At 38.3% G+C, this 25,544-nt stretch carries 24 protein-coding genes and 2 riboswitches; of the genes, 20 read left to right on the top strand and 4 right to left on the bottom strand.

Annotated elements, in window-relative coordinates; translation table 11 throughout:
* Window positions 1–63: 63 nt before the first annotated feature.
* The 3 genes from glmM to ACMKPP_RS03345 all read left to right on the top strand — a co-directional run bounded on the left by glmM (window position 64) and on the right by ACMKPP_RS03345 (window position 3,792).
* Window positions 64–1,416, top strand: coding sequence for a phosphoglucosamine mutase (glmM, locus tag ACMKPP_RS03355; protein ID WP_008602925.1), 1,353 nt, complete (start codon window positions 64–66; stop codon window positions 1,414–1,416).
* Between the two features lie 324 nt (window positions 1,417–1,740).
* Entirely contained in the window at window positions 1,741–2,436 is a 696-nt protein-coding gene (locus tag ACMKPP_RS03350; protein WP_004697879.1) for an aspartate/glutamate racemase family protein, read from the top strand.
* Window positions 2,437–2,679: 243 nt separating this feature from the next.
* On the top strand, window positions 2,680–3,792 hold the full coding sequence (locus tag ACMKPP_RS03345) for a hypothetical protein (RefSeq protein WP_008602924.1): 1,113 nt from the start codon (window positions 2,680–2,682) through the stop codon (window positions 3,790–3,792).
* 119 nt (window positions 3,793–3,911) lie between these two features.
* Here the strand turns inward: ACMKPP_RS03345 and ACMKPP_RS03340 are convergent, their stop codons facing one another.
* Window positions 3,912–5,432, bottom strand: a complete 1,521-nt coding sequence (locus ACMKPP_RS03340) for a proline-rich domain-containing protein (protein ID WP_039965371.1) — start codon at window positions 5,430–5,432, stop codon at window positions 3,912–3,914.
* 523 nt (window positions 5,433–5,955) lie between these two features.
* On the opposite strand from ACMKPP_RS03340, the gene glmS reads away from it, so the two are divergent.
* The 10 genes from glmS to ACMKPP_RS03290 all read left to right on the top strand — a co-directional run bounded on the left by glmS (window position 5,956) and on the right by ACMKPP_RS03290 (window position 15,463).
* On the top strand, window positions 5,956–7,788 hold the full coding sequence (glmS, locus tag ACMKPP_RS03335) for a glutamine--fructose-6-phosphate transaminase (isomerizing) (RefSeq protein WP_008602922.1): 1,833 nt from the start codon (window positions 5,956–5,958) through the stop codon (window positions 7,786–7,788).
* A 56-nt stretch (window positions 7,789–7,844) separates the two neighbouring features.
* A complete protein-coding gene (gene trpS, locus ACMKPP_RS03330; protein ID WP_008602921.1) occupies window positions 7,845–8,831 on the top strand; it encodes a tryptophan--tRNA ligase in 987 nt (328 codons plus the stop codon).
* Between the two features lie 36 nt (window positions 8,832–8,867).
* Entirely contained in the window at window positions 8,868–9,344 is a 477-nt protein-coding gene (locus ACMKPP_RS03325; protein WP_008602920.1) for a hypothetical protein, read from the top strand.
* 259 nt (window positions 9,345–9,603) lie between these two features.
* A complete protein-coding gene (locus ACMKPP_RS03320; protein ID WP_004693860.1) occupies window positions 9,604–10,416 on the top strand; it encodes an amino acid ABC transporter substrate-binding protein in 813 nt (270 codons plus the stop codon).
* Window positions 10,417–10,539: 123 nt separating this feature from the next.
* The gene (locus ACMKPP_RS03315) at window positions 10,540–11,196 is read left to right on the top strand and encodes an amino acid ABC transporter permease (protein WP_004693858.1); all 657 of its coding nucleotides are present in this window, start codon (window positions 10,540–10,542) and stop codon (window positions 11,194–11,196) included.
* Between the two features lie 153 nt (window positions 11,197–11,349).
* Window positions 11,350–12,105, top strand: coding sequence for an amino acid ABC transporter ATP-binding protein (locus tag ACMKPP_RS03310; protein WP_004693856.1), 756 nt, complete (start codon window positions 11,350–11,352; stop codon window positions 12,103–12,105).
* Window positions 12,106–12,113: 8 nt separating this feature from the next.
* Window positions 12,114–13,385, top strand: a complete 1,272-nt coding sequence (locus ACMKPP_RS03305; RefSeq protein ID WP_008602918.1) for a hypothetical protein — start codon at window positions 12,114–12,116, stop codon at window positions 13,383–13,385.
* A gap of 169 nt (window positions 13,386–13,554) precedes the next feature.
* Window positions 13,555–14,001, top strand: a complete 447-nt coding sequence (locus ACMKPP_RS03300) for a universal stress protein (protein WP_004693853.1) — start codon at window positions 13,555–13,557, stop codon at window positions 13,999–14,001.
* Between the two features lie 185 nt (window positions 14,002–14,186).
* Window positions 14,187–14,477: an ArsR/SmtB family transcription factor gene (locus ACMKPP_RS03295; RefSeq protein WP_004693850.1), complete on the top strand. Its 291-nt coding sequence runs from the start codon at window positions 14,187–14,189 to the stop codon at window positions 14,475–14,477.
* 98 nt (window positions 14,478–14,575) lie between these two features.
* On the top strand, window positions 14,576–15,463 hold the full coding sequence (locus ACMKPP_RS03290) for a DMT family transporter (RefSeq protein ID WP_418369291.1): 888 nt from the start codon (window positions 14,576–14,578) through the stop codon (window positions 15,461–15,463).
* Between the two features lie 58 nt (window positions 15,464–15,521).
* Here ACMKPP_RS03290 and ACMKPP_RS03285 read toward each other — a convergent pair whose 3' ends face one another.
* On the bottom strand, window positions 15,522–16,511 hold the full coding sequence (locus ACMKPP_RS03285) for an AEC family transporter (RefSeq protein WP_008602915.1): 990 nt from the start codon (window positions 16,509–16,511) through the stop codon (window positions 15,522–15,524).
* Window positions 16,512–16,879: 368 nt separating this feature from the next.
* Between ACMKPP_RS03285 and modA the strand changes: the two genes are divergently transcribed.
* The 3 genes from modA (at window position 16,880) to ACMKPP_RS03270 (ending at window position 19,218) form a co-directional block, all read left to right on the top strand.
* Window positions 16,880–17,668 (top strand): molybdate ABC transporter substrate-binding protein, encoded by a 789-nt coding sequence (gene modA / locus ACMKPP_RS03280; protein WP_008602914.1) that lies wholly within the window; start codon window positions 16,880–16,882, stop codon window positions 17,666–17,668.
* 243 nt (window positions 17,669–17,911) lie between these two features.
* The gene (gene modB, locus ACMKPP_RS03275; RefSeq protein ID WP_039965370.1) at window positions 17,912–18,580 is read left to right on the top strand and encodes a molybdate ABC transporter permease subunit; all 669 of its coding nucleotides are present in this window, start codon (window positions 17,912–17,914) and stop codon (window positions 18,578–18,580) included.
* 8 nt (window positions 18,581–18,588) lie between these two features.
* The gene (locus tag ACMKPP_RS03270) at window positions 18,589–19,218 is read left to right on the top strand and encodes an ATP-binding cassette domain-containing protein (protein WP_008602911.1); all 630 of its coding nucleotides are present in this window, start codon (window positions 18,589–18,591) and stop codon (window positions 19,216–19,218) included.
* A 122-nt stretch (window positions 19,219–19,340) separates the two neighbouring features.
* Here ACMKPP_RS03270 and cytX read toward each other — a convergent pair whose 3' ends face one another.
* A complete protein-coding gene (gene cytX / locus ACMKPP_RS03265; protein ID WP_008602909.1) occupies window positions 19,341–20,537 on the bottom strand; it encodes a putative hydroxymethylpyrimidine transporter CytX in 1,197 nt (398 codons plus the stop codon).
* 52 nt (window positions 20,538–20,589) lie between these two features.
* Window positions 20,590–20,695: riboswitch (TPP riboswitch) on the bottom strand.
* An 81-nt stretch (window positions 20,696–20,776) separates the two neighbouring features.
* Window positions 20,777–20,871, top strand: a riboswitch (TPP riboswitch).
* 63 nt (window positions 20,872–20,934) lie between these two features.
* Here cytX and thiW point away from each other — a divergent pair.
* From thiW to thiM, 3 genes are read left to right on the top strand one after another with little or no spacing between them, the layout of a single operon-like run.
* Entirely contained in the window at window positions 20,935–21,414 is a 480-nt protein-coding gene (thiW, locus tag ACMKPP_RS03260; RefSeq protein ID WP_039965368.1) for an energy coupling factor transporter S component ThiW, read from the top strand.
* The gene (thiD, locus tag ACMKPP_RS03255; RefSeq protein ID WP_008602904.1) at window positions 21,414–22,247 is read left to right on the top strand and encodes a bifunctional hydroxymethylpyrimidine kinase/phosphomethylpyrimidine kinase; all 834 of its coding nucleotides are present in this window, start codon (window positions 21,414–21,416) and stop codon (window positions 22,245–22,247) included. Before thiW ends, thiD begins: the two co-directional genes overlap by 1 nt.
* A 13-nt stretch (window positions 22,248–22,260) precedes the next feature.
* A complete protein-coding gene (gene thiM / locus ACMKPP_RS03250) occupies window positions 22,261–23,778 on the top strand; it encodes a hydroxyethylthiazole kinase (protein ID WP_008602902.1) in 1,518 nt (505 codons plus the stop codon).
* Between the two features lie 259 nt (window positions 23,779–24,037).
* Here thiM and rbr read toward each other — a convergent pair whose 3' ends face one another.
* Window positions 24,038–24,583: a rubrerythrin gene (gene rbr / locus ACMKPP_RS03245; RefSeq protein WP_008602900.1), complete on the bottom strand. Its 546-nt coding sequence runs from the start codon at window positions 24,581–24,583 to the stop codon at window positions 24,038–24,040.
* Between the two features lie 750 nt (window positions 24,584–25,333).
* Here rbr and ACMKPP_RS03240 point away from each other — a divergent pair.
* A complete protein-coding gene (locus ACMKPP_RS03240; RefSeq protein WP_004693828.1) occupies window positions 25,334–25,537 on the top strand; it encodes a DUF951 domain-containing protein in 204 nt (67 codons plus the stop codon).
* The last annotated feature ends 7 nt before the right edge of the window (window positions 25,538–25,544 follow it).

Genomic DNA, 25,544 nt, shown 5'->3' with positions numbered 1-25,544 from the left:
ATGATACACACGGTAGATATATAGACTTGTGAAACTTTCACAAATCCTTAGAGGAGGATAATTATGGCTCGTTTATTTGGTACAGATGGTGTACGTGGTGTTGTTAATGAGTTTTTAACGCCGGAATTAGCCTATCATTTAGGTCGTGCGGCAGGAACGCATTTTGGTAAGAAAAAGGATCACCCTACGTTCTTGATTGGTCGCGATACACGGATTTCTGGTTCTATGCTTGAAAGTGCATTAGCGGCGGGCATTTGCTCTGTTGGTGGCAATGTAGTAATTGCAGGCGTTATCCCAACTCCAGCAGTAGCGTACCTTGTACGTCAACAAGGTTTTGATGCGGGTGCTGTTATTTCTGCATCTCACAATCCATATCCAGATAATGGCATTAAATTCTTTGATGGTAATGGCTATAAATTACCTGATGAAGTGGAAGATGAATTGGAAAAATATGTTCGTCAAAGCGCAGATAATGAATTGGCGCGTCCTACGGGTGATGGTATTGGTAAAATTGAGTTCAATAGTAACTTGGCTCATTTATATGCTCATTTTGTACGTCACACAATCGATACGTCCCTTGAAGGGTTGACTATCGTTTATGATGGTGCTAATGGCGCAGCATCCAGTGTAGGTCCGGAAATTTTGTCTGGACTAGGGGCTAAAGTCATCAATATTAACGTGAATCCAGATGGTTTGAATATCAATCATCATTGTGGTTCCACACATATTGAAGGCTTACAAGTAGCCGTACAACAACATAATGCAGACCTTGGTATTGCTAATGATGGCGATGCTGACCGCTGTTTATTGGTTGATGAAAAAGGTCAAGTCCTCGATGGTGATCAAATCATGTTGCTATGTGCCCTTAAGTTGAAAGAAGAAGGCAAACTTAAAGGGGATACCATAGTTGGTACCGTTATGAGTAATATTGGATTCCATAAAGCAGCAGAAGAACTTGGTATGAAAACAGTTTCCACTGCTGTTGGTGATCGATATGTATTGGAATACATGCGTGAACATAATCTTTCCGTTGGTGGTGAACAATCTGGTCACGTAATCTTTTTAGATCACAATACCACTGGTGACGGCATGTTAACAGCTGTTCAAGTGGCAGCTCTTATGAAGGAGAAAAAGCAACCTCTTTCTGAATTGGCCGGCATTATGACAAAATACCCACAAGTTCTTGTAAATGTTCGTGTAGCTACAAAAACTGGCTGGGAAGACAATGACCTCATCAAAGCTGCTATCGTAACAGCTGAAGGAGAACTTGGTGATGAAGGTCGCGTTTTAGTACGTGCATCCGGGACAGAACCACTCATTCGTGTCATGGCTGAAGGTCCTAACCAAGAAGAACTACAATCCCTGTGCCAAGAAATTGCTGATATTATCGGTAGAGAACAAGGGTTGGCTGAATAAAAGTAGGGTGTGAGGCGGCAGAGGAGCTTGCGACGATGAAGCCCACACATCACTTTGTTCCGAGTGTAAGATTTCGGAAAGCAAAATCCACAGCGAGAAACCATCTTTACTGAGATTAATCCTATGGATTTTAATAATTGTGAATCCATTCTACAATTTGATATTAAAGGTATCCCCTCCTATATATGTCCCTTTGCTCCGTCCTACGTAAAGTCGCTGCAGGAACATATATAGGAGGTTTAGAGATGAGTGATATTTAAAATTGAATAATCATAATGAATAATCTTTTTATTTTGGTTTATTCTAAGCTTAGAGGGTGAAATTATGAAAACAATAGGTTTAATTGGGGGAATGAGCTGGGAAAGTACGATTACGTATTACCAAGTCTTGAATGAAACTATTAAGCAAGTTTTGGGTGGCTTACATTCAGCAAAATGTATTTTATATAGTGTCGATTTTGAAGAGATAGAAAAGTGTCAAGCAAATGGAGATTGGGTCAGAAGTGCTGAAATTTTATCCGATGCTGCTCAATCTTTAGAAAAGGCTGGTGCTGATTATATTGTTATATGCACGAATACAATGCATAAAGTAGCGGATGAAATAAAAAGACATATTCACATTCCACTTCTTCATATTGCGGAAATGACTGCAGTAGAGTTGGAAAAATCAGGTATTACAAAGGTAGGTCTACTCGGTACCAAGTACACGATGCAACAAGATTTTTATAAATGTATCTTGGAAAATCGGGGGATTCATGTTGTTATACCTAACGAAGATCAAGTCGAACTTGTGAATGATATTATATATAATGAATTGTGTTTAGGTGTTATTTCTAATGAATCTAAACAACAATACTTAGATATTATTGGTGATTTGGTAAAATCTGGTGTACAAGGTGTTATCTTAGGCTGTACTGAAATTGGGCTACTTATTAAACAAGATGATACGGATATACCTTTATTTGATACTACATTGATACATGCAAAAAATGCGGCTTTAATTTCTATTGATAGAGCATAATATAGTCTTTTGTTTTAGTAAAATAACCCTCTATTAGATATTTTATTCATTTTTAGAATATCTAATAGAGGGTTGCTTTTATGCAATTAGAACTAGCTAGAGACTAAAGGAAATCTTTTTGTATAGTTTGAATTTATATGAGCGGCGTTATTATAGGCATAAAAGTATATAAGTAATAACTTATAACTTATGTTATTATAAACATATGCTCTAAAACATGTTCGGTGATAGTAAAGGTGTAATATGAAGCTTGCTATAAAAGAGTATTGGGAAAATCTTAAATTAGAATATGAAGCTACATATAATGCGTCTATATTTAGTGATTATGATGTGCTAAAGAAATACGCAGAGCGTTTTAGAACGTATTTAATTACTTTGATGTGTGAGTATTCAAATGATGTGGATGTGGTCTGTACTTTAGCAACTGTTGAACAGGTGTTGAGGCATGAAGAAAATTCAATACAACTATTAGAAGAGTTTCTCAGAAAATATATAGATGAACTGAGTGATACCGATAAAGCAAGAGTTTATACTAATCTAGCTTTTTATTATACCGATGAGGGAAATATAAAAGAATATGACTATCTATCTGCAGCTGTAAAGCTCAATTCTCCATATATAGAGACTTACAGAGGTTTGGCTTTATATCATTTTTCAGTTTATAGAGAGAAAGGTTCTGCAGAGGACTTAAAGAGAAGTTTACATGCTTTTGAAAAGGGAAGAACAGTATCCGATGGTTATGAAATGAACTTTGGCTATGCAGTGTGTTTATTTGAGCTTAAGCAATATGAGAAAGCAAAGGTCATTTTTGAAGAGTTATTAAAAAGCTATCAAAATAGGATGAGGTTACTAGTTTGTATTACTTATTGTGATGTGTATTTAGGTAATAAAAAGCAAGCCCTTGATCGTTTGAAGCAAATTAAGCTTGGAGGCGATGTAGCATATCATTTAAGTAATGATGAAGTTTTTGAGTTAGATATCATTGACGCCTATTATATATTAGATGAGTATGGCCTATTTTTAGATGAATGTGAAAAGGCTAAAGAGCACTGTGATTTAAGTGATGGCCCTTATTACTTTGGTCTTTGGATTATGAATCAACATGATATGTTCCATCGTGAAGTGGACAAGCAACGAACAGAAATATTGGCATGCATTGAAAATGCAAAAATGGACGAAGACTTTGATAGCGAAGAAGAAAAGCAGGACTATATCAAAAGCTGGGAAGATGATTTAGAGAATCTAAATTTGTTGGAACATAAAATTAAAGATGAAAACTACAAGCCTATGGTTGAATTAAAACTGTGGCCTATATATGGCTGCTATTTGATAGACTGTTTAACTCATAACTTATAATACGCTAACTTCATAGTGATAGGGCTAAAGAATATTTATATAGTTGAAGTTTTATAGTTTTGATTGAAAAAGAATAGCACTACTTTGGATTGGAATAATTCAAAGTAGTGCTTTTATTATTATTTATCAGCCACAACGAGTTTGTATCCATTTAAGTGAATGTTACTGCCGGTTGTGTCTTCGTTGTTCAAGGATTTTACATAGCTGTCGCCTGTGAGTATCCAATTGGAGTCTTTGCTGAGTTTTACAGTTACTTCTTTAGCAGCATTGTCTGTGTTTACAGCGCCTACAAGGCTAGATCCATTTGTCATGTCTAGAGCGATGGTACTGATTGAATCAGCCATAATATTACCGCTTAGTTCTTGATTAGATGTGCGGAGTGTAAGATGACCGCCGTTCTCACCAGTTTTTCCCCAACGGGAGTCGGCAGCTGCTTTCACTAGGGTAGAAGTGTTCGGCATAGAGATGGCATTGTTAGACAGGTCTACTTCAGCAGTAGTGTTGTTTACATAGAGGAACGCACCTGTAGCGTGAGTTGTAAGTGTATTATTCTCTGCTTTCAGACGAGCAATACCACTTTCAGCATCACCAGAGAAGCTTTGATATAGCATGAAACCATTATCTTTGTAGCCTGTTACATTGGAGTTTGTAAGGGTAATGGAGTTCTTACCTTCTACGACGCCAATTTCACTGTTATTCGCTATGCCGTTGACATTGTTCACTATAATATTACCCGTGGAGTAGATAACAGGACTGCCTTCGCCAGATGTTGTAAGTTTGGCTGCTTCTGCGGTGATAGTGCCTTCTCCGCGATCTGTAGCAAGTGTGGCAGAATGAGCACCTTCAGTGGTGATAGTTAGATTTTTGCCATTTACAGTGCCTTTGTAAGTGGCATCTAAGCCACGAGAGGAATCGCTTTTTGTGTGAATATTAGTGTTTTCTACGTTGATAACAGAGCCTTCACCAGTGGCAAAGACTGCGTTAGACCCTTTAGAATTAGATGTAATATTGCTACCTTTGATGTTAATTTGGCTACCCTCGATACCGAGGACTACTGCATTTTGACCGCGGAAATTGCTGTTGTCATCGCTTGTAGTGTCGCCTGTTTTATCGAAAACGCTATTTTCAATATCAATTACCGCTTTATTTTTACCGATGAAAGCATTCTGATCAGCCGTTGTGTTTGTCATCGATTCGTGAGCAATGGATTTGTTTTCTGTAACGATAGTTGTGCCTTTAAAAGTACTAGGATCTACTTCAACTTGTGGTGCCATTCCATTAGGGGCTCCATTCTGCATAGCCATTGGAGGCATACCGTTAGGAGTGCCAGAAGGAGGATTTCCATTTGGAGGTATTTGGTTAGACGTGCCTGTAGGTGATTGACCTGCAGGTGGTTTGCCGTGAGGTGCACCGCTTGGAGGTGTGCTTCCTTGTGCGGATGGTACTGTTTTAGTTTGTTCTGTTGAGGTTACAACTGCTACGTTAGTACTAGTTTGAGTCTCTGCGGCTAAGGTTGGGATAACCGCTAATGTCGACAGAGCTGCACCAAGGACTGCAGGTAATACCCAACGACGCAATTTTCTATATGACAAACTGTTCTTTTTAATTTTATGTTGCTTCTTTATAGTTGTTTTATTCATGATTATCATCTCCCAAATTATATACAACATTTTGAAAATACAACAAAATCTAATTGTGTAAAATTTAGAATGATAGAAGTATAATTTCTTACAATGAAAAGGACGTGAAGCATAGAAACAATCTTTTCTATTCTTTTTGAATTATCTGTGGTGGTTTACTTTTTATCGATTTTTTTAGTATAATATACGTCAGTACATATTTTATTTTGTACTGATTCTGCCGTATATCACAGAAAGGAATTCCAAATTCGTAAAGGCGAATAGCGCAAGTACCCGCGAAGGCAGTCGTTAGGGTAGACGAGGTGAAGAGTGATCGAGTCATCAGCGGATGCTCTTCCGGCATATTCATGTCGTAACAGGTATTAAAAAGCCCATCGGTAACGATGGGGACAAAGTATATCTGAATGGATTGTATTGAACTAATATTTAATACATTAAATAGAATATTAATCTAGAACATTAATTAGTTAGCCTTAGTTTTTGCTGGGGCTAGAAATACCCCCAGTTATAGGAGGATATACGTATGTGCGGTATCGTAGGATACATTGGCTTTAATCAAGCATCTGATTTCTTGTTGGACGGTATGGCAAAGTTAGAATACCGTGGTTATGACTCTGCAGGTATTGCTGTTATCGGCCCTGAAAATGTAATTAAAATTCAAAAGAAGGTTGGCCGTCTTGCTAATCTTGAGGCAGTTGTGAAAGCAGATCCTAATGAAGGAACTGTAGGCATTGGTCATACACGTTGGGCTACACACGGTCGTCCATCCGACATGAACGCCCACCCTCATGCATCTGAAGATGGTAAATTTGCTGTTGTACACAACGGCATTATTGAAAACTACATGCCTTTAAAAGAAGAGCTTATTGCAAAAGGGTACCATTTCAAATCTGAAACTGATACAGAAGTTGTAGCTCATTTGTTAGAGGATATGTACGATGGCGATTTCGTGGGCACAGTACGCCGCATGCTAGCTCGTGTTGATGGTGCGTATGCTCTCGAAATCATCTGCTCCGATGAGCCAGATAAAATAATTTGTACTAAAAAAGAAAACCCATTGGTTATCGGCCTTGGCAAAGGTGAAAACTTTGTAGCATCCGATATTCCAGCTATCATTAACTACACACGTGATACATACATCTTGAGCGATGGTGAATTAGCTATCGTAACTCGTGATAATGTATCCGTATTCGACCGTGAAGGTAACCCTGTTGATAAAGAAGTATTCCATGTAAACTGGAATGCGGAAGCAGCAGAAAAAGGTGGTTATGAGCATTTCATGTTGAAAGAGATTCATGATCAACCTAAAGCTGTTCGCGATACATTCGGTACACATATCGCTGAAGATGGTAAAACAGCAATTTTTGATGAGCTAAATTGGACTGCTGAAGATGTAGCCGCTTTCAATAAAATTCTCATCGTTGCATGCGGTACTGCATACCATGCAGGTCTTGTAACAAAACAATATATTGAAAACTTGGCGCGTATTCCAGTTGATGTGGAAATAGCATCTGAATACCGTTACAGCAACCCGTTGACTGATGATAAAACATTATGTATCGTTATTAGTCAATCCGGTGAAACATCCGATACATTGGCGGCTTTGAAAGAAGCTAAACGCCTTGGTGCCAAATCCTTGGCCATTACCAATGTTGTTGGTTCCAGCATTTCTCGTGAAGCAGATAACAAAGTTTACACATGGGCTGGCCCTGAAATTTCTGTAGCGTCCACAAAAGCGTACACTACTCAATTAGTAGCGGGCTTGTTATTCGCCGTATACCTAGGTCAATTAAATGGTAAATTGAATCCAGCCTTAGCCGAAGAAATTCTTAGCGGGGTTAAAAACTTACCATCCTTGATTCATGAAATCTTTGAAGTAGACGAAGATATGAAAGCCTTTGCTAAACATTATGGCTTCAAATCTGATGCATTCTTCTTGGGCCGTGCTATCGACTATGCAGTAGCGATGGAAGGTGCTTTGAAGTTGAAAGAAATTTCTTACATCCACGCTGAAGCATATGCTGGTGGCGAATTGAAACATGGTACATTGGCTCTTATCGAAGAGGGCGTACCTGTTATCGCATTGGCTACACAAGAGGATGTTTACGATAAGATGATCAGCAACATCCGAGAGGTAAAAGCTCGTGAAGCTATTGTAATCGGTATTGGCATGAAAGGTGACGAAGAATTATCTAAACACGTAGACCACACAATTTATGTGCCTCGTGCGAATAAATTTATCGCTCCAATCTTAGCAGTTGTACCATTGCAACTATTGGCGTATTATGCAGCAATTACACGCGGTGCAGACGTAGATAAACCACGTAATTTGGCTAAATCTGTAACCGTAGAATAATATATAACCAACAGTGCTTTGGCACTGTTGGTTTATTTCAATATAGGGAGACTATTATGGCAGTTATATTTTCCGGCATCCAACCAAGTGGGGAGTTAACACTTGGTAACTATTTGGGGGCTTTACGTAATTTCTTAGACTATCAAGATACTGATGAATGTTACTATTGTATCGTTAACCAACATGCGATTACGGTACCGCAAGATCCAAAAGAATTATTTCAAAACACTCGTAATTTGGCTGCGTTGTACCTTGCGGTTGGCCTTGATCCTAAAAAGGTAACATTGTTTGTTCAATCCGAAGTACCTGAGCATGTTAAGCTCGGTTGGGTTATGCAATCTATTAGCTATGTTGGCGAATTAGAGCGTATGACTCAGTACAAGGATAAGTCTCAAAAGCAAGGAGATTCTATTCCAACTGCATTGCTTACGTATCCACCGTTGATGGCGGCAGATATTTTGCTATATGGTACGAATTATGTTCCTGTAGGTGAAGACCAAAAGCAACATCTTGAGTTGACTCGTAATTTAGCAGAGCGTTTTAACCGTAGATTTGGTGAAACTTTCGTAGTACCTGATATTAAGATAGGCGAAGGCGGTGCTCGCGTTATGAGCTTACAAGAGCCAACTAAGAAAATGAGTAAATCTGATGATAACCAAAATGCTACAATCCGTCTTTTGGATGCACCAGATTTAATCGTGAAAAAGTTGAAACGAGCTCAAACTGATTCTGATAATGCGGTTCGCTATGATAAAGAAAATAAACCTGGCATTTCTAACTTGATGGGCATTTACCGTGCTATCACAAAAGACAGCTATGAAGCTATCGAAGAAATGTACGCAGGCAAAGGTTATGGTGTATTTAAATCCGATATTGCCGATCTATTAGTAGCAACCCTTGAACCAATTCAACAACGTTACAATGAATTGATTACAAGCCCTGAACTGGATGTAATCCTTGATGAAGGGGCTGCTAAGGCGCATGCTAAAGCAAGTGCAATGTACCGTAAGGTAGAACAAGCTATGGGCTTGTGCCGTAAATAAAATCATATAGTAGACTTTCAATTTGTGAGGTAAACCATGACGAAACAAGAGGCGATGGAACGCTTTTCATCAGGTGCCGTACAACAGAGCTTAGAAATACATCGCGGTATACAGTGGACCGGTCGCATCATCGGTCTAGTTGCGTGTGCGTTGATTGTAAAATATATGCCCTCAGACTGGGCGGAACGTGTATGGTATTATCTGTTGTTGCTCGTGATATTATGGACCCTTCATAGATTAGGTGAAAGTCAAGCTTTTATCTGTGAAAAGGGCCTCGTGTTAAAACGTAGGCCCTTTTCTGTGAAAGAATACTTTCACAGTTTATTCTATGGGGATGAATATTTTGTCTTTGTTGATTATGAGCATATTATTGGATTCACTGAGGAATGGCGTGAGTTGCAAGCGATGAATGGTCATGGTGGGATTTATGTGATACCACTTGATCTGCATCAGGTGGCGTATAAGGATAAAATGGCGATGATTGAGGCTATCCATAAACATACGCAGTCATAAAGTGTAAGTACGAAGCGTCATATAATATAGGCATACAGAAATATAAATATAGGACTACAGAAACATAAAGCAAATGAATCTAGAATCATAAACTATATATGTGGAGAGTCTGTAAAATAAAAAATGCAAAATTCATCGAATTAACTATTTACAACTTTAATGAACTAAAGTATAATACAATCATTAAGTACGGAATCTAAATCTGTATTGAACATATTATTAAGTAGTAAATGGGCGATAATCGCCGTGGAGGATAGTTATGAATTGGAAAAAGATGATGGCCGTTGGCCTTGCAGCCGTGTCTATGATGGCATTTGTAACAGGTTGTGGTGGTGACGCTAAAAAAGCTAATACAGAATTGCCTAAGAAAGTTGTTATCGGTTTAGATGATAGTTTCCCTCCAATGGGCTTTAAAGATGAAAAAGGAGAAATCGTTGGCTTTGATATCGACATGGCTAAAGAAGCAGCTAAACGTGCTGGCATGGATGTAGAGTTCAAAGCTATCGACTGGTCTAGTAAAGAAGCGGAACTAAAATCTAAAAAAATTGATGCTTTGTGGAATGGTTTAACAGTCTCTCCTGAGCGGGAGAAGAATATTTTGTTCTCCAATACATATATGAAGGATAAACAATACGTCATTGTTCGTAATGACGATGACTCCATTAAAGGTAAAGCCGATTTAGCTGGTAAGGTAGTAGGCGTGCAACAAGCTAGTACTGGTGAAGCAGCATTGCAAAACGACCCAAGCGGTAAGACTGTTAAAGAAACAAAATCCTATGCGGATTTTGTAAGTGCCTTCATGGATCTTGGTATTGGTCGTGTTGATGCGGTTATTGCTGACGGTGTAATCGCTCGTTATCTTATGACAAAAGAACCTGGTAAATACAAAATCGTAGAAGGTACTGACTACGGTGTTGATAATTTCGCTGTTGGCTTCCGTAAAGATGATACTGCTTTGCGTGACAAAATTAATGGTATCTTAGCTGAAATGAAAAAAGACGGTACTGCTGATAAAATTGCTGAAAAATGGTTAGGCTCAGGCGCAGACTTAGATAAGAGCGATGCTAAATAGTACAATTCGTGATATACTAATAGTACTATGGTCAGTAGGTACAACTGATAATTAAAGAACGAAATGTACACTAGAGAAGCGGCCAGATGGCCCTTCTCTAGTCGTGTTTTGAAGGAGTCTTTCATGTTAGATTATTTATTGCAGATTATCCCAACCATCGCTGATGGTTTAAAGGTAACCGTATCGCTTTTCTGTATTGTATGGATTTTATCTATTCCTGGTGGCATTTTAATGGCTATGTTACGCCTATCTAAATTGCCTTTAGTAGATAAGCTTGTTGATGCGTTCGTATATTTAATGCGCGGCACACCGTTGATGTTACAAATTTTATTCGTCTATTATGCATTACCAATCATCACAGACGGTGCTATTCAAATGGATGATGCCACAGCTGCAGTTCTTACCTTCGTATTAAACTACGCAGCTTATTTATGTGAGATTTTCCGTGGGGGGATTCAATCTATCTCTCGAGGTCAGTACGAAGGGGCGAAGGTGCTTGGTTTTACCTATGCACAAACTATGCGTAAGATCATCTTGCCACAAATGTTTAAACGTGTATTGCCTCCTCTTGCGAATGAGACGATTAATTTATTGAAAGATACATCTCTCGTGTATGTATTGGCGATGAATGATATCTTGCGTATTACAAAATCTATCGTACAACGTGACTTTGATATTTCTGCATTCCTCGTGGCAGCATTATTCTACTTGATCTTTACCTTTATTTTAACGAATATCTTCAACTACTTAGAACGAAGATTTGCCGTATACGAAGATTAATCTAATTCTATGATAGTTTGTCGTATGTAATGATATAGCTAGTTTTATAGGTGAGATACTTTTATTTGATGTCTATAGATGCGATTTTGTAGATGAGATATCTTTACTTGAGGTGCTAGTTATATACTTAATATGACGACGTAAGAGGTACTTATGACATTTGTAAATATGGAGCGTATTGAAAAACGCTTTAATAATCAATCAGTATTGCGCGATGTGTCGCTTAAAATGAATAGAGGAGAAATCGTTTCTATTATTGGACCTTCTGGTTCAGGTAAATCCACATTTTTACGCTGCTTGGGCCAGTTAGAAACGATTGATGGAGGCTCTATTACAGTTGATGGTACGGTTCTTGCTAGTACTGAAAATGGGGTTGTAAAATACGCTTCTCCTCAAACTCAGCATGAATTATTGCTTCGTATGGGGATGGTATTTCAATCTTTTAACTTGTTTCCACATATGACGGTATTAGATAATATTATGATTGCTCCACGTATGGTAAAAGGTATGAAAGATGATGAAATCTCACCGATTGCGGAGCAACTACTCAATAAAGTAGGGCTATGGGAAAAACGTAATATGTATCCATCTCGCTTGTCTGGTGGTCAGCAACAGCGTGTAGCTATTGCTCGTGCGTTAGCGATGAATCCTGAAATTATGCTTTTTGATGAACCTACATCTGCTCTCGATCCAGAGCTTACTGGTGAGGTTCTTAAGACGATTAAACAATTGGCGGACGATCACATGACGATGATTATCGTAACCCATGAAATGAACTTTGCTCGAGAAGTATCGGATCGTGTTATCTTTATGGCTGATGGTGTTATCCAAGAAGAAGGAACACCAGAACAAATTTTTAATCATCCGCAGAACGAAAGAACGAAAGCGTTTTTGGATAATATGTTATAGGAGGTTCTATGAAGTTACGTTTATTTGCGGCAACCTTAGCTGTTATAGCTTTGGGAACGACTTCTATTATGGCGGAAGGTTTACAGAAGACGCCTGATACACCTTTATCTATTGTGGAATCTCAGAAGGATTCCGCATCTATTTTGCCAGAACAATACAAATCCTATGCTACTAAGATGAACACGGTGGTAAAGGATTACAAAAATGGTTATATGTTCTCGATTCCTTGGCGTGTAGCTGATGGTGTTATGATAGATATGGATGTGCGTAGTGAAAGCGAACATATTCAAGGGTATTCCTTTAATTTAGCGGGTCCTACGCAAGAGGATTCCTATACAGTATCTTTTACTAAGCGCAATAATACACCGCAAGAAGGAGTATCTCAAAAAGAATGGAATACAACTTGGTATGGTGTACCTATTAAGGGCATGTCTAATGAGGAGTATTTGAATATTTGGCGCCAACATAGCAATAACTTTGAGCATAACGATATTGTTGGTGGGTTCTTTACTAAGAAAGGTGCAGTTTCCGCACGCTGGGATAAGAGTACACCAAAATCTTATGCGGACATGACATCTACAGAGCCGGTTCAGTCTGTATTTGAAGCCGAGTTTATTATGGAGAAAGATCCAACTCATCGGTACAATTTGTCTAGTACCTATGCTCCTGTTCGTGCGGAGTTTATGGAGCTAGGTTTGATGGAGCATACCATTCCATCCTTTGAACTAATCAATAAGCGTGGTTCTAATGCTATTAAAGGGGTTAAAAAAATACTAACCGGCACAAGCGATATCAGTGTTGCAGAAGGTATCAAATTTACCTATCCGAAAGGCTTTACCCGTCTTAATGAAAAGGGTAAGATTGCTTTCACTAAACATAATGTACGCCTCGACATTGAGTCCTTCACAATCCCAGTACAAGCTGTTAGCTCCGGCATGCCAACTATGATGGCTAAGCAGATGCTTGGTGACTATTATCTTAAACAATTGGTTGATGTGAACAAGGCTACGATTACTCGTTATGAAACGCATATCATTGACGGTAATGTGATGTTCTATTTGGCGGGCCATATGAAAAATCCAAATACGTCTGATACATCTGTAGCGGAACCAGTATCCTTTGGCGCAACAATTATTCTTGGCAATGAAGGTAATGTAGCAGTAGCTCGAATGATTGGTCCATCCGGTAGTAATCTTGCTACTCAGGAACTTATAGATATATTAGATGGCTTTAAATTGACTACTACACTCAATACAAACCAATCGTCTCAAGTTCTTTAATATACACATAATATTCTTTTATTTGTATAATTCTGTATGATTTGTGCTATAATGTAATAAATCCTCAGAAAAAAGAGGAGTTTTCCTTGATGGTCTAGAATATATTAGTATAGGCTAAACGATATTTGATCATATCCCCTTTGAGGGATTAGGAATAGGAGGGGTTATTATGGTTACCTACAAAACTATTGTCGTACCTACTGATGGTTCTGAAAATGCTAAACGTGCGTTGGAACATGCTCTCGCTGTAGCGGATCGCAACCAAGCTGAATTGATTGTTGTTCACGTTGCAAATATTGTGTCTGCTATTTCCAATTTTGATCAAACACCAATTTCTGGTGGATACGTATCTGAGCAAATTGCTGAGGATATGGAAGAAACTGGTAAGGAAATTCTTAATGATGTAGTGAAAGAAATTCCTGCAGGCGTAAAAGTTAAAAGTGTTTTCGAAGTTGGCTCCCCTGGTCCTGCACTACTTGCAGTGGCAAAAAAATACAATGCTGATCTCATCGTAATGGGTAGCCGTGGTCTTGGCCCTTTGAAAGGCTTATTCATGGGTAGCGTAAGTAGCTATGTAACTAGCCACTCCACTTGCCCTGTATTAATCATTAAATAATTTATATCTTATATAGATATGATAAAAAAAGAGACTTTGGTTTCTCAAAGTCTCTTTTTTATGTTAAAAATGATATAATGTTTATATGTATGCCATACATATTGGCGTTATACGTTAAGACGTATCGATTAGTGACACAGAAGAGCTACAAAAAAGAATGGATAGGATTGAAAAAGGGGGATTATATGACCGACAAACAAGAATCATTGCTGAAGCTAGCAGAACTGTTTAAAATCTTGGGTGATCCTACACGCCTTAAAATAGTAGAGCTATTACTAGAAAATGAAATGTGTGTTAATCACATTGCAGAAACCATGGAGATGGGACAATCTGCTATTTCTCATCAATTGCGTGTATTGCGTCAAGCACGCCTTGTTACATATCGTAAAGATGGGAAAACAGCATACTATTCTCTAAACGATGATCATGTTGAATGTTTAGTTCGCATGGGGATGGAACACGTAGCTCATCAATAATTACATTTTAGTATCATGAACACATTTCGTCCTATTTAGGAGGAAATGTGTTTTTATATTTAATCTGAGTTGTATCTGGTTATGGAGAAGTATATAAAGTGAATCTATTAATGAAAAATATAGGAATATTAGTGGTATTTTTAGCGACTGTATTCTTATCAACAAAATCTATATGGGCAAAACTTATTTATTTAGATTCATTGAGCCCCTTGAATGTTCTTGTGTGTAGAGCTGTTTTATCATTGCCTTTTTTTCTTATACCAATGATTCGTTTTGATTGGAATAGTGTGAATAAAAGTAATGTTTTTAAATACTCTTTTGGGGGAGCAGTTCTTTATTTAACTTCATCTATAGCTGACTTTATAGGATTATTATATATATCTGCCTCATTAGAACGTGCCGTTTTATTTACATTTCCAATTTACGTTTTTCTGTTATCATCAGATTTATCACGCATTACAGTTTCAAAAGTAGTTTTAATTGTATCTACTGTGTTAGGGTTAGCAATTATGTTTAATCCTACCGTTGATAACTACCTTACGGATACTCTAATAGGTATTTCACTAGTTTTACTTTCTGCAGTCTTTTGGGCGTTATTTATTATTTATAGTAAAAGAGCTGTTTCAAACATTAGTCCTACTATTTTTACTAGTACATATATGTGCATAACTACAGTAATTTTATTTTTTGGAGCTATAATTAATGGTGCAACCTTTACTACGTTTTCAGATCTTCAAACTTATACTATAATTTATTTAGCTCTTTTGGCCGTTTTTTGCTCCATAATTCCATCTTATTTAATGTCCTTTGGCCTTAAAAGAATTAATGCCTCTCTTGCAGCCATTATTAGTGCAATGGGGCCGATAGTTACTTTAAGTTTAGATGTTGTTGTTCTTAATCATAATTTAACTTTGAATGAGATTATAGGTGCTATAATTGTTACTGCTTGTGTAACTTGTTTAACAAGTCTAAATGCTAAGGCATAAAAAAATCACTCATAGTCATACGACTATGAGTGATTTTTTATAACTATAATTATCTATTTTAATATAATGGGAAAAGATAGTAAGCAATTGTTACAAATAATGGCATTGTTATAGCTGATAGAATAGTGGTGCCCATAACGATTTGGGTAGCGTATTCTGGGTTGTTTTTCATTTCAATAGCGATGAGTGACATATTAATAGCCGTTGGTACGCTATAGGTTATAATGATAGTTTGTGCCGCTATTGGATGCATAGGACCGTAGAACATTATAAATAGTATGGTAATACCGGCGGCTATGAGTGGGCTCACAATGAGTCGTAAGGTCGTTGCGAGCATGACATCCATCTTGAAGAAGTTTAGCGGTGTTCTATTAATCTGTACACCTAAGGCAATCATAGCGACGCCAACGAAGGCATTGGCAAATATATTGAGCGGTGCAAAGAAGAAGAGACCGTGTAAATCAAAAGGGAGTAGGTGGCAAAGTAGTGCCAGTGGAATGGCATATACCATAGGCATGTGAAAGACGACTTTTAGTGCATCCCGAGGGGTTAATCGTCCTGCTCCCGCTTGGTAGAAACCATAGGTATTACTGCTAATAGTTTGGATAATCATGATGGATACAACACTCACTAAACCTAGATTAGCATAGGGTGTAGCACCATCGATGACGTAAGGAATGTTAGTAAATACAAAGATAGCAAGAGCGACCCCCATGTTCCCAACATTATTGAACATGACGCAGTTTTTCAGGGTTGCAATCTTAGCCACATCATAACCTTGCATCTTTCCTATCACATCTGAAAGGATGGAGTTTAGTATGAGCACACAGAGTGCACAGAATACAATTTCCAAGGTACCTGAGTTAAGTTTGGCTTCGTACATCGCTCGAAATATAAAGGTAGGCAGTAGTATATAAAAGTTTAGTTTACTCAACGTATATAGATCGAGTTTAAATTTTCTATCTAATACAAATCCTACCCCTATAAGTACTAGGATAGGTACCATAGAGTTCATAAAGATATGTCCTACTAATTCGAATAGATTCATCATCTCACCTAGAGTTTCTCATTAATATAAAGGCATAGTTTAAATGTATCGTATAACTATATAGCAAAAATACAGTTATTTTATATAAGCTAAAAGTGAACAAGCGTTACGAAATGTGCTTATTTTTTATAATATTATCATACCATAGTATGTATTTTTTGGGATTTAAAAAATTATTGATTATGATTACTTATCATAATCATCAGAAATATCTATGCAATATGTGATTTTAGATATACGACTTTAGCCATCAATTTATAGTATAATATGAATATATTGTATATTTTAGTTTGTTAGTATACGAAGTGTCTCTAGGTATTACCATAGCTTTTACAGTGTGGCGTTTTAAGGGATACACAGGAGGAATTATGAAACGAATTTTATTAGTGTTAATGAGCGTTTTCATGCTTGCCTTTTTAGTGGGTTGTGGTAATGATACGAGTAAACAAGCTGAGTCGGCTAAACCAAGTACATCTGAAAAGATTACGGTACAAGCTGCAGCAAGTCTTAAAGGTGCTCTTACCGAATTGGCAGATGCATACAAAAAAAGCCATAACTTAGCAGATGATCAAATTGCTATTAACTTTGCTGGCTCTGGTACATTACGTCAACAAATCGAACAAGGTGCGCCAGCTAGTCTGTTTATTTCTGCTGACGAGAAAAATATGAAAATGTTACAAGAAAAGGATTTGGTAACTGAAGTAAAACCATTCGTGACTAACGAACTTGTTCTTGTTGTTCCAAAAGGCCAACCTAAAGTTGAATTGAATCAAATCGCCTCCGTAAAACGTATCGTGTTGGGGAATCCTGAAACAGTACCAGCTGGTAACTATGGTAAACAGGTATTAACAAAATTAGGCGTTTGGGAACAAGTAGAACCTAATGTAGTGTATGCGAAAGACGTTAAAGCTGTAACTGCTTCTATTAGTCAAGGTGCTGGTGATGTTGGTTTCATCTACAAAACTGATGCTATTGCAGCTGGCGATGCAGTTGAAATCTCTGCTGTAACACCGGCTGACTCCCATGATCCAGTTATCTATCCAATCGGTATTATCAAAAAATATGACAACGCATTGGCAAAAGACTTCTACCAATACGTAATGAGCCCAGAAGGCCAAAAAGTATTAGAGAAATACGGTTTCTCTACTTCTAAATAAGAGTAAAACGCTAGCTTTCAGGGCTAGCGTTTTCTTATGATACAATAGAGACATTATTGGTATTATTAATAACATTATTTCTAACGGTATGCTATTTTTAACTCATTTGTAGTGATGACTGTTACATAATCTAGTTTATGATCTAGTATATGATTATAGGCATATAATTTGCTTAAAAATATTTTGGAATTAATGGATATAGTACATATTGTAGAGTTGTTGTGTATAGAAAGGGAGCGTGACATGAGTCCATTATGGCTATCGCTATGGGTAGCAAGTATAGCTCTTATCATAGTGATTGTAAGTGGTTTAGCCGCATGTTATTGGATGAATCGCTGTAAATGGAGTGGCATGGCTATTATTGATGCACTTATTACCTTGCCGCTTGTATTGCCACCAGTTGTTGTTGGCTTTGCTCTTCTCATGGTGTTTACGCCAGGCTATGCCTTTGGCGCATGGCTTGAGGCGCATGGGATGAGCGTTGTGTTTGCCGCATCTGGGGCGGTGGTAGCATCTTCAGTTATTGCGTTTCCATTATTTTATCAGACGGTGCGTTCTGCATTACAATCTGTCGATCATAATATGGAGGACGTAGCGCGCACATTGGGTGCTTCAGAGTTACGTATCTTTTTTACTATTTCTGTACCACTCGCTTGGAAAGGCATTTTGACGGGCAGTATTTTAGCATTTTGTCGTGCTATGGGCGAATTTGGAGCTACAATTTTGATTGCCGGTAATATTCCACGGGTAACACGCACCATGCCACTTGCTATCTACTCTTATGTAGAGGCAGGGCAGTACATGGATGCCTTTGAATTAGTTATATATATATGTGTTCTTACATTGGCGTTGTTGAGCGGGATTCACCTCATCACAAAGGGCTCTTTATTCCGCCACATTGATAATAATTAGGAGGTCTGATGATTACATTTTCCTTTACTGTAGCTAGGCCTTCTGTAACTGTGAAAGCTGATGGTGTACTTTCTTCTGGTATTACCGTGTTAACAGGCCAATCTGGCAGTGGTAAAAGTACATTTATTAAGTGTATTGCAGGGCTTGTAAAACCGACTACAGGTAGCATTCAACATGATGAAACTATATGGGTTGATCGTGACAAAAAAATCTGGGTACCTGCTCAAGAACGTCAGGTTGGCTATATGCCACAAGGTAATATCGTATTTCCACATTTATCGGTGGAACATAATATTACCTATAGTAAACGAGGCACGCCAGAGATGTGTGATAGCTTATTAAAACGTTTAGGCCTTGAGAAATATCGTAAAACGAAAGCAGGTAGCTTATCTGGCGGTGAGCAGCAACGCGTTGCATTGGGGCGTGCTCTTTACTCTAAACCAACCATCTTGCTTCTTGATGAACCATTATCTGCACTAGATTGGAATTTACGTAAGCATGTTCGAGAGGATCTTGTTTCCATTATTCGCGAATGGGATGTGCCATGTGTATGGGTTACCCATGATGAAAGCGAAGTAGAAGCTGTAGGAGATAGACATTGGACCTGTGAAGACGGGCTCATTGTGATTTCTAAATAACCATGGTTTATTTTTAGGAGTTATACTTTAGGAATATAGATATTAACGTTTATTGTAATATGCTCAAGTTTTATTTAATATAAAAGAACCTCCTTCATAAGTAATGAAGGAGGTTCTTTCTATTATAGTTTACTTTCTATAGTTGAATTAGCTGTTTTGCTTATACAGCCTACGATAACGGTTACGATGAATGCCATAACAAAGGATGGAAGCGTAGCACCTATTGTACTTTCACTATGTAACATATAGTGATATAAGCCAACGGATACAGCCCAGATTAGACCTCGTAGGAGATAGGCGGACAAACTTTTGACTGGTTGGCGATTGACAAAATAGTCTGCCAACAAGATGGCAATCATTGGAGCAAAGACGGATCCGATGAGATATAGGAATTCTGTAATATCGTCCATCGGATATAGGATAGCTGCAATGCTGCCGACAATGGTTATGATAGCAGCTACACCTTTGCTAGATGCTCCATTATAGATGGTCGTACTAGATACACCAGCTGAGTAAGCGTCCATAAAGGTCGTAGTTACTGTTGAGAAGATGATGACGATGAGCCCTGTAAGACCAAGGCCTGCGTTCATCATAATAGTAATGATAGAGTCCCCACCGCCGAAGATCGCCGCGCTAAGACCTAAGGTGTACATGGCGACGCTCGTTACGGTGTAGATGGTAGCACTTGTTAGTGATGCGGAGAAAGGATTGTTACTTTCACGGGTATAATCACTGATGAGAGGTAGCCAAGATAAGGGCATAGCGATTGATAGCTCAAGGGCTGCTATAAAGCTCATATTGCCGTTAGTCATGAGGCTACTGTCACTAGGCCATTGAGAAATCATGTGAACTCCCATGTAGAGTGTGAGGCCTAGTAATAAAACAGATACGATGGCTTGAATATAGCCTGTATTGTGAAGACCGATGAAGAGCCATAAAATGACGAGCGCCCCAATAGCAATAGTCCAAATCATAGGAGATAGAGGCGCCAGTTCTTGTAAGGCAAGCATGGCATCGTAAATCATGATACTAGTCCAACCGATGAGTTGGATCATATTTAAAAAGGCAAAGCCCTTTGCCCCTAGTGGGCCAAAGCTAAAGGCTGTCGTGTTCATACTGCCTTGCCGCAAGCGGCCACCGATGAGGCCAGCTCCAAAGAGCAGAATACCGCCGATGATATGGCCTAAGATGATGGCATATAGTCCTTGGGTGAGGCCTAAGGGTGCCAGATAGGTACCGGTCATGATCTCTGCTATAGATAGGGCGGCACCGAACCATATCATGGCAAACTGTGATTGTGTAATGTGTGTATCTTTCATACGTCCTCCTTGCCAGGAAGTCATAGAAAAAGCCGAGCTCACAGGAACTCGGCTATTAATCCTCTATGTTCCCTACGTTGGCATTATCCAAATCAGGTTATGGGTTAAAGCATTAGCTTACTCTCAGCCCACTCTTGTGAGCACCCCATTATGGTTTCATTATACGAGGTGGTGCGGGAACCGTCAATTCTTTTGTTGCATAGATTGTATAATGATGTTATAACTAGAGTATAAATATATATTGCCACTAGGGGTGCTTTTGCTGAGATTGACCATTCAAAACCCTAGACCTGATCCAGATAATACTGGCGTAGGGAAGTGGAGTGAAACATAATACTAAATTATTACGAGACCATTCCATTTGAGGTGGTCTCATTTTTATTTAGTTGGAGGTATTATGAAAAAACTGATTATTGCTAGTATATGTGTAGCCTTAGGTGTCGTCTTATCAACTACGTCGATTCCCATTGGCCCGGCCCGAATTTTTCCATTTCAACATATGATAAATGTGATCTTAGCCGTTATAGTTGGGGCGAGATTCTCTGTAGGCGCAGCCTTTAGTACCTCTTGTTTACGTAATGTACTAGCGCTAGGTTCTCCCTTAGCCTTTCCAGGCAGTATGATTGGCGCTTGGTTATCTGCGTATCTATATAAGAAGTACAATGCCATATGGGCGGCGGCTCTAGGAGAAATCATCGGTACAGGGATTATTGGTGCTCTTGTGAGCTATCCGATTGCTCATTTCCTATTAGGCAAACCATTGGCCTTGTTGACCTTGATTACATCCTTCTCCATGAGTTCTATTGGAGGCGCCTGTATTGGTTTCGTGGTATTACAAATCTTATCTCGACGTAATCTGCTACACAAGGAGGCATAATGAAATTACATACTGCATTGACAATTGCCGGTACTGACCCTAGTGGTGGCGCTGGCATTATGGCCGATCTAAAATCATTCCAAAGCCGCCATGTATATGGTATGGCAGTGGTTACCTCCGTAGTAGCCCAAAATACAACAGGGGTTCACCACGTAGAACACTTATCGCTAGAAAGCATAGAAAAACAGTTACACGATGTATATTCAGATATTCTTCCTCAAGCCGTTAAGACAGGCATGATTGCTTTACCAGAGATGATGGATCTCATCTATCCGTATGTGAGTAAGAACATCCCTTATGTGATGGATCCAGTTATGATTGCCACTAGCGGTGATCGACTTGTATCGGATGAGGCCGTCGATTTCTTAAAATCTAAACTCATTCCGGTCGCCACAGTCATTACACCTAATCGTAGCGAGGCAGAGGTGTTAGCAGACATGTCTATCTCTTGTGAAAGTGACATCACAATAGCAGCTAAGCGTATTTTACATGAATTAGGACCTCGAGTGGTTATTATAAAAGGCGGCCATATTGGAGATGATGCTACGGATTATGCTTTCACCAAAGATGGAGATGTGCGTACGTGGACGAGTCCTAAATATGATACTGTTCATACTCACGGTACGGGCTGTACCTTCTCAGCAGTTATTACGGCAGAGCTCGCTAAAGGACGTGATGTAATGGATGCTATTGGTATTGCAAAGGACTATATCGCTCTAGCTATTAAACATAACCCTGCACTTGGTCATGGCTGTGGACCTGTTAATCATATGGCTTATGGTTTATTGGTAAATGGCCCTCAAACGATGGATGAACTTTTGAAAAATGACTAGAGGAGATAGTTATATGATCTACAACAATCCAAATATAAATGGTTCAAATTGGCCCGAACTGAATATATTAGAGACTCTACGCAAAAAAAATCCTCTTGTTATTTGTATTACCAATGATGTGGTGCGGACCTTTACGGCTAATGGTTTACTAGCCATCGGTGCATCACCCGTAATGAGTGAGTGTAGCGAAGATTTAAAAGATCTTATCGTTCATGCTGCGGCTCTACTCATTAATATTGGGACAGTTACACCAGATAAGGTTACCTATTACAAAGAGGCTATTAAATTAGCGAAGGCTCATGAGGTACCTATTGTGCTAGACCCTGTGGGCTGTCACGCCGGAGCTTATCGATTATCTGTTGTTTTAGACTTGATTAAAACCGGTGCTATTTCGTTGCTACGAGGGAACCAAAGTGAAATTAAAGCCATCTATGATGCTCTTAATACAAATCATAAGATTGACAGTTCTCTCTCTGGTAAGGGCGTAGATGGGGCACAAGTTGAGGATAGCGCAATTATAACGTATCGTCTTGCACGCCAAATTAATTGTCCTGTTGTCGCAACGGGCGAAGAGGACTACGTTTCTGATGGAACTCGTGTATTTGCAGTTCCTCATGGTCATCCAATCATGACAGCGGTAACAGGGACCGGCTGTCTATTAGGGGCTGTCTTAGCTGCATTCTTTAGTTCCTATTATCCATTCATGCATAACATGTCTATCGGTGAGTTTCTTGCGTATGCACTGGCTTACTATGGACTTGCTGGTGAAAGTGCGGTTAAGGTGAGCGGTGTAAAACCTGGCAGCTTTAGTGTGGCATTTATGGATGCCTTATATGAATTCGATGATGCGATGCTTTTATCTGGAAATAGAATACGGCCCGTAGTTGTACCCGATCAATTAAAGGTATATTTTATTAGTGGTACACAGGATGTAGGATTTAATGAAAGACATTTATTGGAAACTGTTGAAGCTGCTTGTCGGGGTGGCGTGACATGCTTTCAGTTTAGAGAGAAGGGCACAGGAACATTAGAAGGGCAACAGAAACTAGAATTAGCTCAGCAGTTAAAAGAAATTTGTGCTATGTATAATGTGCTTTATATTATTAATGACGATGTAAATTTAGCAGTGGCTGTTAATGCTGATGGTGTTCACGTAGGACAAGAGGATATGCGTTTAGAAGACGTTCGTAATCTTGTAGGAAATAAGGTTGTTGGTATATCCATTCATTCTGTGGAGGAACTTCATAAGACTGATGTAGTGTATGCAGATTGTGTCGGTGTAGGTCCTATGTATGCCACAAGTAGCAAACCTGATGCTCAAGAGCCATGCGGACCAGATCGTATTACTGAGTTACGAGCAGAAGGTCTAACATTACCGTGCGTTGGTATTGGGGGTATTACCTTAGATAACGCAACGCCTGTTTTGCAAGCTGGTGCCAGTGGAGTAGCCGTAATATCTGCTATTGCTCATGCAGATAATCCATATGAAGCAGCAGAAGAATTTAAAAATTTAGTAGATAATATTAAGTGATATGTTTTTATAACTCAATAGTAAATAATAAGCACTATACAAAGGAAATAAAAAACATATTATAGTGAATAGAATAAAATATAGTAGACAAAATAAAAATCTAACAAAAGAATGCAAAAAAAGACGATGACAAATGTCATCGTCTTTTTGTTAAGGAAGTTGTCAGTACTTACTGTAAGTTTAGATTATACTTACAGGTATAGTTTTATTAAAATCTGTACTTACAGGTTATTAATCTAGTTAGTGTCGTACTTACAGATTAGATGGATTCAACGAAACGGTGGAAGAAAGCTTGTGGATGTGCACATACAGGGCAAATTTTTGGAGCTTCTTCACCAACGTGTACGTAACCACAGTTAGCACAGATCCAAGCTACTGGTTCGTCATTGTGGAATACTTTGTTACCGGATACTTGAGCTGCTAATGCAAGGTAACGAGCTTCATGACGAGCTTCGATTTTACCAACTTCGCGCATTTGGAAAGCGATTTTAGCAAAGCCTTCTTTTTCAGCTTCGTCAGCGAATTCTTTGTACATTGTAGTATGTTCGTAGTTTTCACCAGCTGCTGCATCGCGAAGGTTAGCTTCGATATCAGCGGAAATATCGCCACCATGAAGAGCTTTGAACCACAATTTAGCATGTGCAGATTCGTTGTGAGCTGTTTCTTCGAAATAGTCAGCGATTTCGTTCATGCCAGCTTTACGAGCTGCACTAGCGTAGAATGTATATTTTTGGAATGCTTGGGATTCGCCAGCAAATGCTGCTTGAAGATTTTTTTCAGTGTTAGAACCTTTTAATTCTGCCATTTTAATACTCCTTTGTACTTACGATAATTTTCAAAATTGTTACTTAACGTATATATTCATAACCACTTGGTTGTGAATGCAATGGAATAGAATACTTATTCTATCAATTTCGAGGGCGACTTCGCCTTAGTAAGAAAACTTATTCTTAGATCAAATAGACACTTGCCTAACTCTTAAAATAGTACTTACTTATTTGTGTATTTCGGCACTTGCCGTCTTAACAGTTTTATATACAATGTGTTATCCGTATACTTAACGAATAATCATTGTTGACTATATTGTAACATACTAAATGAGAAATGCAAGTCTTTTTGTAAAATTTATTTCGAAAATTTTCTAAATGATAAATATTATCAATGCAGTAAAAATGTGGGTTTATAAAGATTGAATAGTATGGGATTTATAAAAAATCTCTATTTTGATATTGAGAATGATAACTAAATAAAAAATCATTATTGTTTAGTTATTAATGTTAATTTCTTTAGATGCACTAATATTTCCCTATAAAATATAATGATTAAACTAAACATTTTTGTGATCTTTTGGTGATTATATAATAGTATTTTTCTTGTGTTATGGTTTTAATTATAAGAACAGCAGACATATCAAATCTGTACATTATATATTTAGGGCGAAAATTTTATGGTTATATAATAGACGATTGAACTATAGAATCAGGATATATTTATAGAACCAACTATTTTATGTATAATAAATATATAAATACTGACAGAAGTTAAAGGAGGCGCCATGGCATTTGTTAGATATTACGTAGGCGATGTAGTGAAGATGAAAAAATCACATCCTTGTGGCAGTGACGAGTGGGAAGTTAAGCGAATTGGCACAGACTTTCTCATCGTATGTAATGGCTGTGGTCATCAACTCTTGATGCCGCGCCCTAAATTTGAAAAGGCTGTTAAGAAAATCGTCTCTCGATTGCCGGAAAATGAGTAAGGAGAAA

The sequence above is a fragment of the Veillonella parvula genome (assembly GCF_048309325.1).
Lineage (GTDB): Bacteria > Bacillota > Negativicutes > Veillonellales > Veillonellaceae > Veillonella > Veillonella parvula_T.
This window is presented reverse-complemented; position numbering and strand designations above follow the sequence as displayed.

Excerpts from the sequence above, each read along its gene's own strand:
- glmM (WP_008602925.1), top strand. The coding sequence starts at position 64 with ATGGCTCGTTTATTTGGTACAGATGGTGTACGTGGTGTTGTTAATGAG.
- ACMKPP_RS03350 (WP_004697879.1), top strand. The coding sequence starts at position 1,741 with ATGAAAACAATAGGTTTAATTGGGGGAATGAGCTGGGAAAGTACGATT.
- ACMKPP_RS03345 (WP_008602924.1), top strand. The coding sequence starts at position 2,680 with ATGAAGCTTGCTATAAAAGAGTATTGGGAAAATCTTAAATTAGAATAT.
- ACMKPP_RS03340 (WP_039965371.1), bottom strand. The coding sequence starts at position 5,432 with ATGAATAAAACAACTATAAAGAAGCAACATAAAATTAAAAAGAACAGT.
- glmS (WP_008602922.1), top strand. The coding sequence starts at position 5,956 with ATGTGCGGTATCGTAGGATACATTGGCTTTAATCAAGCATCTGATTTC.
- trpS (WP_008602921.1), top strand. The coding sequence starts at position 7,845 with ATGGCAGTTATATTTTCCGGCATCCAACCAAGTGGGGAGTTAACACTT.
- ACMKPP_RS03325 (WP_008602920.1), top strand. The coding sequence starts at position 8,868 with ATGACGAAACAAGAGGCGATGGAACGCTTTTCATCAGGTGCCGTACAA.
- ACMKPP_RS03320 (WP_004693860.1), top strand. The coding sequence starts at position 9,604 with ATGAATTGGAAAAAGATGATGGCCGTTGGCCTTGCAGCCGTGTCTATG.
- ACMKPP_RS03315 (WP_004693858.1), top strand. The coding sequence starts at position 10,540 with ATGTTAGATTATTTATTGCAGATTATCCCAACCATCGCTGATGGTTTA.
- ACMKPP_RS03310 (WP_004693856.1), top strand. The coding sequence starts at position 11,350 with ATGACATTTGTAAATATGGAGCGTATTGAAAAACGCTTTAATAATCAA.
- ACMKPP_RS03305 (WP_008602918.1), top strand. The coding sequence starts at position 12,114 with ATGAAGTTACGTTTATTTGCGGCAACCTTAGCTGTTATAGCTTTGGGA.
- ACMKPP_RS03300 (WP_004693853.1), top strand. The coding sequence starts at position 13,555 with ATGGTTACCTACAAAACTATTGTCGTACCTACTGATGGTTCTGAAAAT.
- ACMKPP_RS03295 (WP_004693850.1), top strand. The coding sequence starts at position 14,187 with ATGACCGACAAACAAGAATCATTGCTGAAGCTAGCAGAACTGTTTAAA.
- ACMKPP_RS03285 (WP_008602915.1), bottom strand. The coding sequence starts at position 16,511 with ATGAATCTATTCGAATTAGTAGGACATATCTTTATGAACTCTATGGTA.
- modA (WP_008602914.1), top strand. The coding sequence starts at position 16,880 with ATGAAACGAATTTTATTAGTGTTAATGAGCGTTTTCATGCTTGCCTTT.
- modB (WP_039965370.1), top strand. The coding sequence starts at position 17,912 with ATGAGTCCATTATGGCTATCGCTATGGGTAGCAAGTATAGCTCTTATC.
- ACMKPP_RS03270 (WP_008602911.1), top strand. The coding sequence starts at position 18,589 with ATGATTACATTTTCCTTTACTGTAGCTAGGCCTTCTGTAACTGTGAAA.
- cytX (WP_008602909.1), bottom strand. The coding sequence starts at position 20,537 with ATGAAAGATACACACATTACACAATCACAGTTTGCCATGATATGGTTC.
- thiW (WP_039965368.1), top strand. The coding sequence starts at position 20,935 with ATGAAAAAACTGATTATTGCTAGTATATGTGTAGCCTTAGGTGTCGTC.
- thiD (WP_008602904.1), top strand. The coding sequence starts at position 21,414 with ATGAAATTACATACTGCATTGACAATTGCCGGTACTGACCCTAGTGGT.
- thiM (WP_008602902.1), top strand. The coding sequence starts at position 22,261 with ATGATCTACAACAATCCAAATATAAATGGTTCAAATTGGCCCGAACTG.
- rbr (WP_008602900.1), bottom strand. The coding sequence starts at position 24,583 with ATGGCAGAATTAAAAGGTTCTAACACTGAAAAAAATCTTCAAGCAGCA.
- ACMKPP_RS03240 (WP_004693828.1), top strand. The coding sequence starts at position 25,334 with ATGGCATTTGTTAGATATTACGTAGGCGATGTAGTGAAGATGAAAAAA.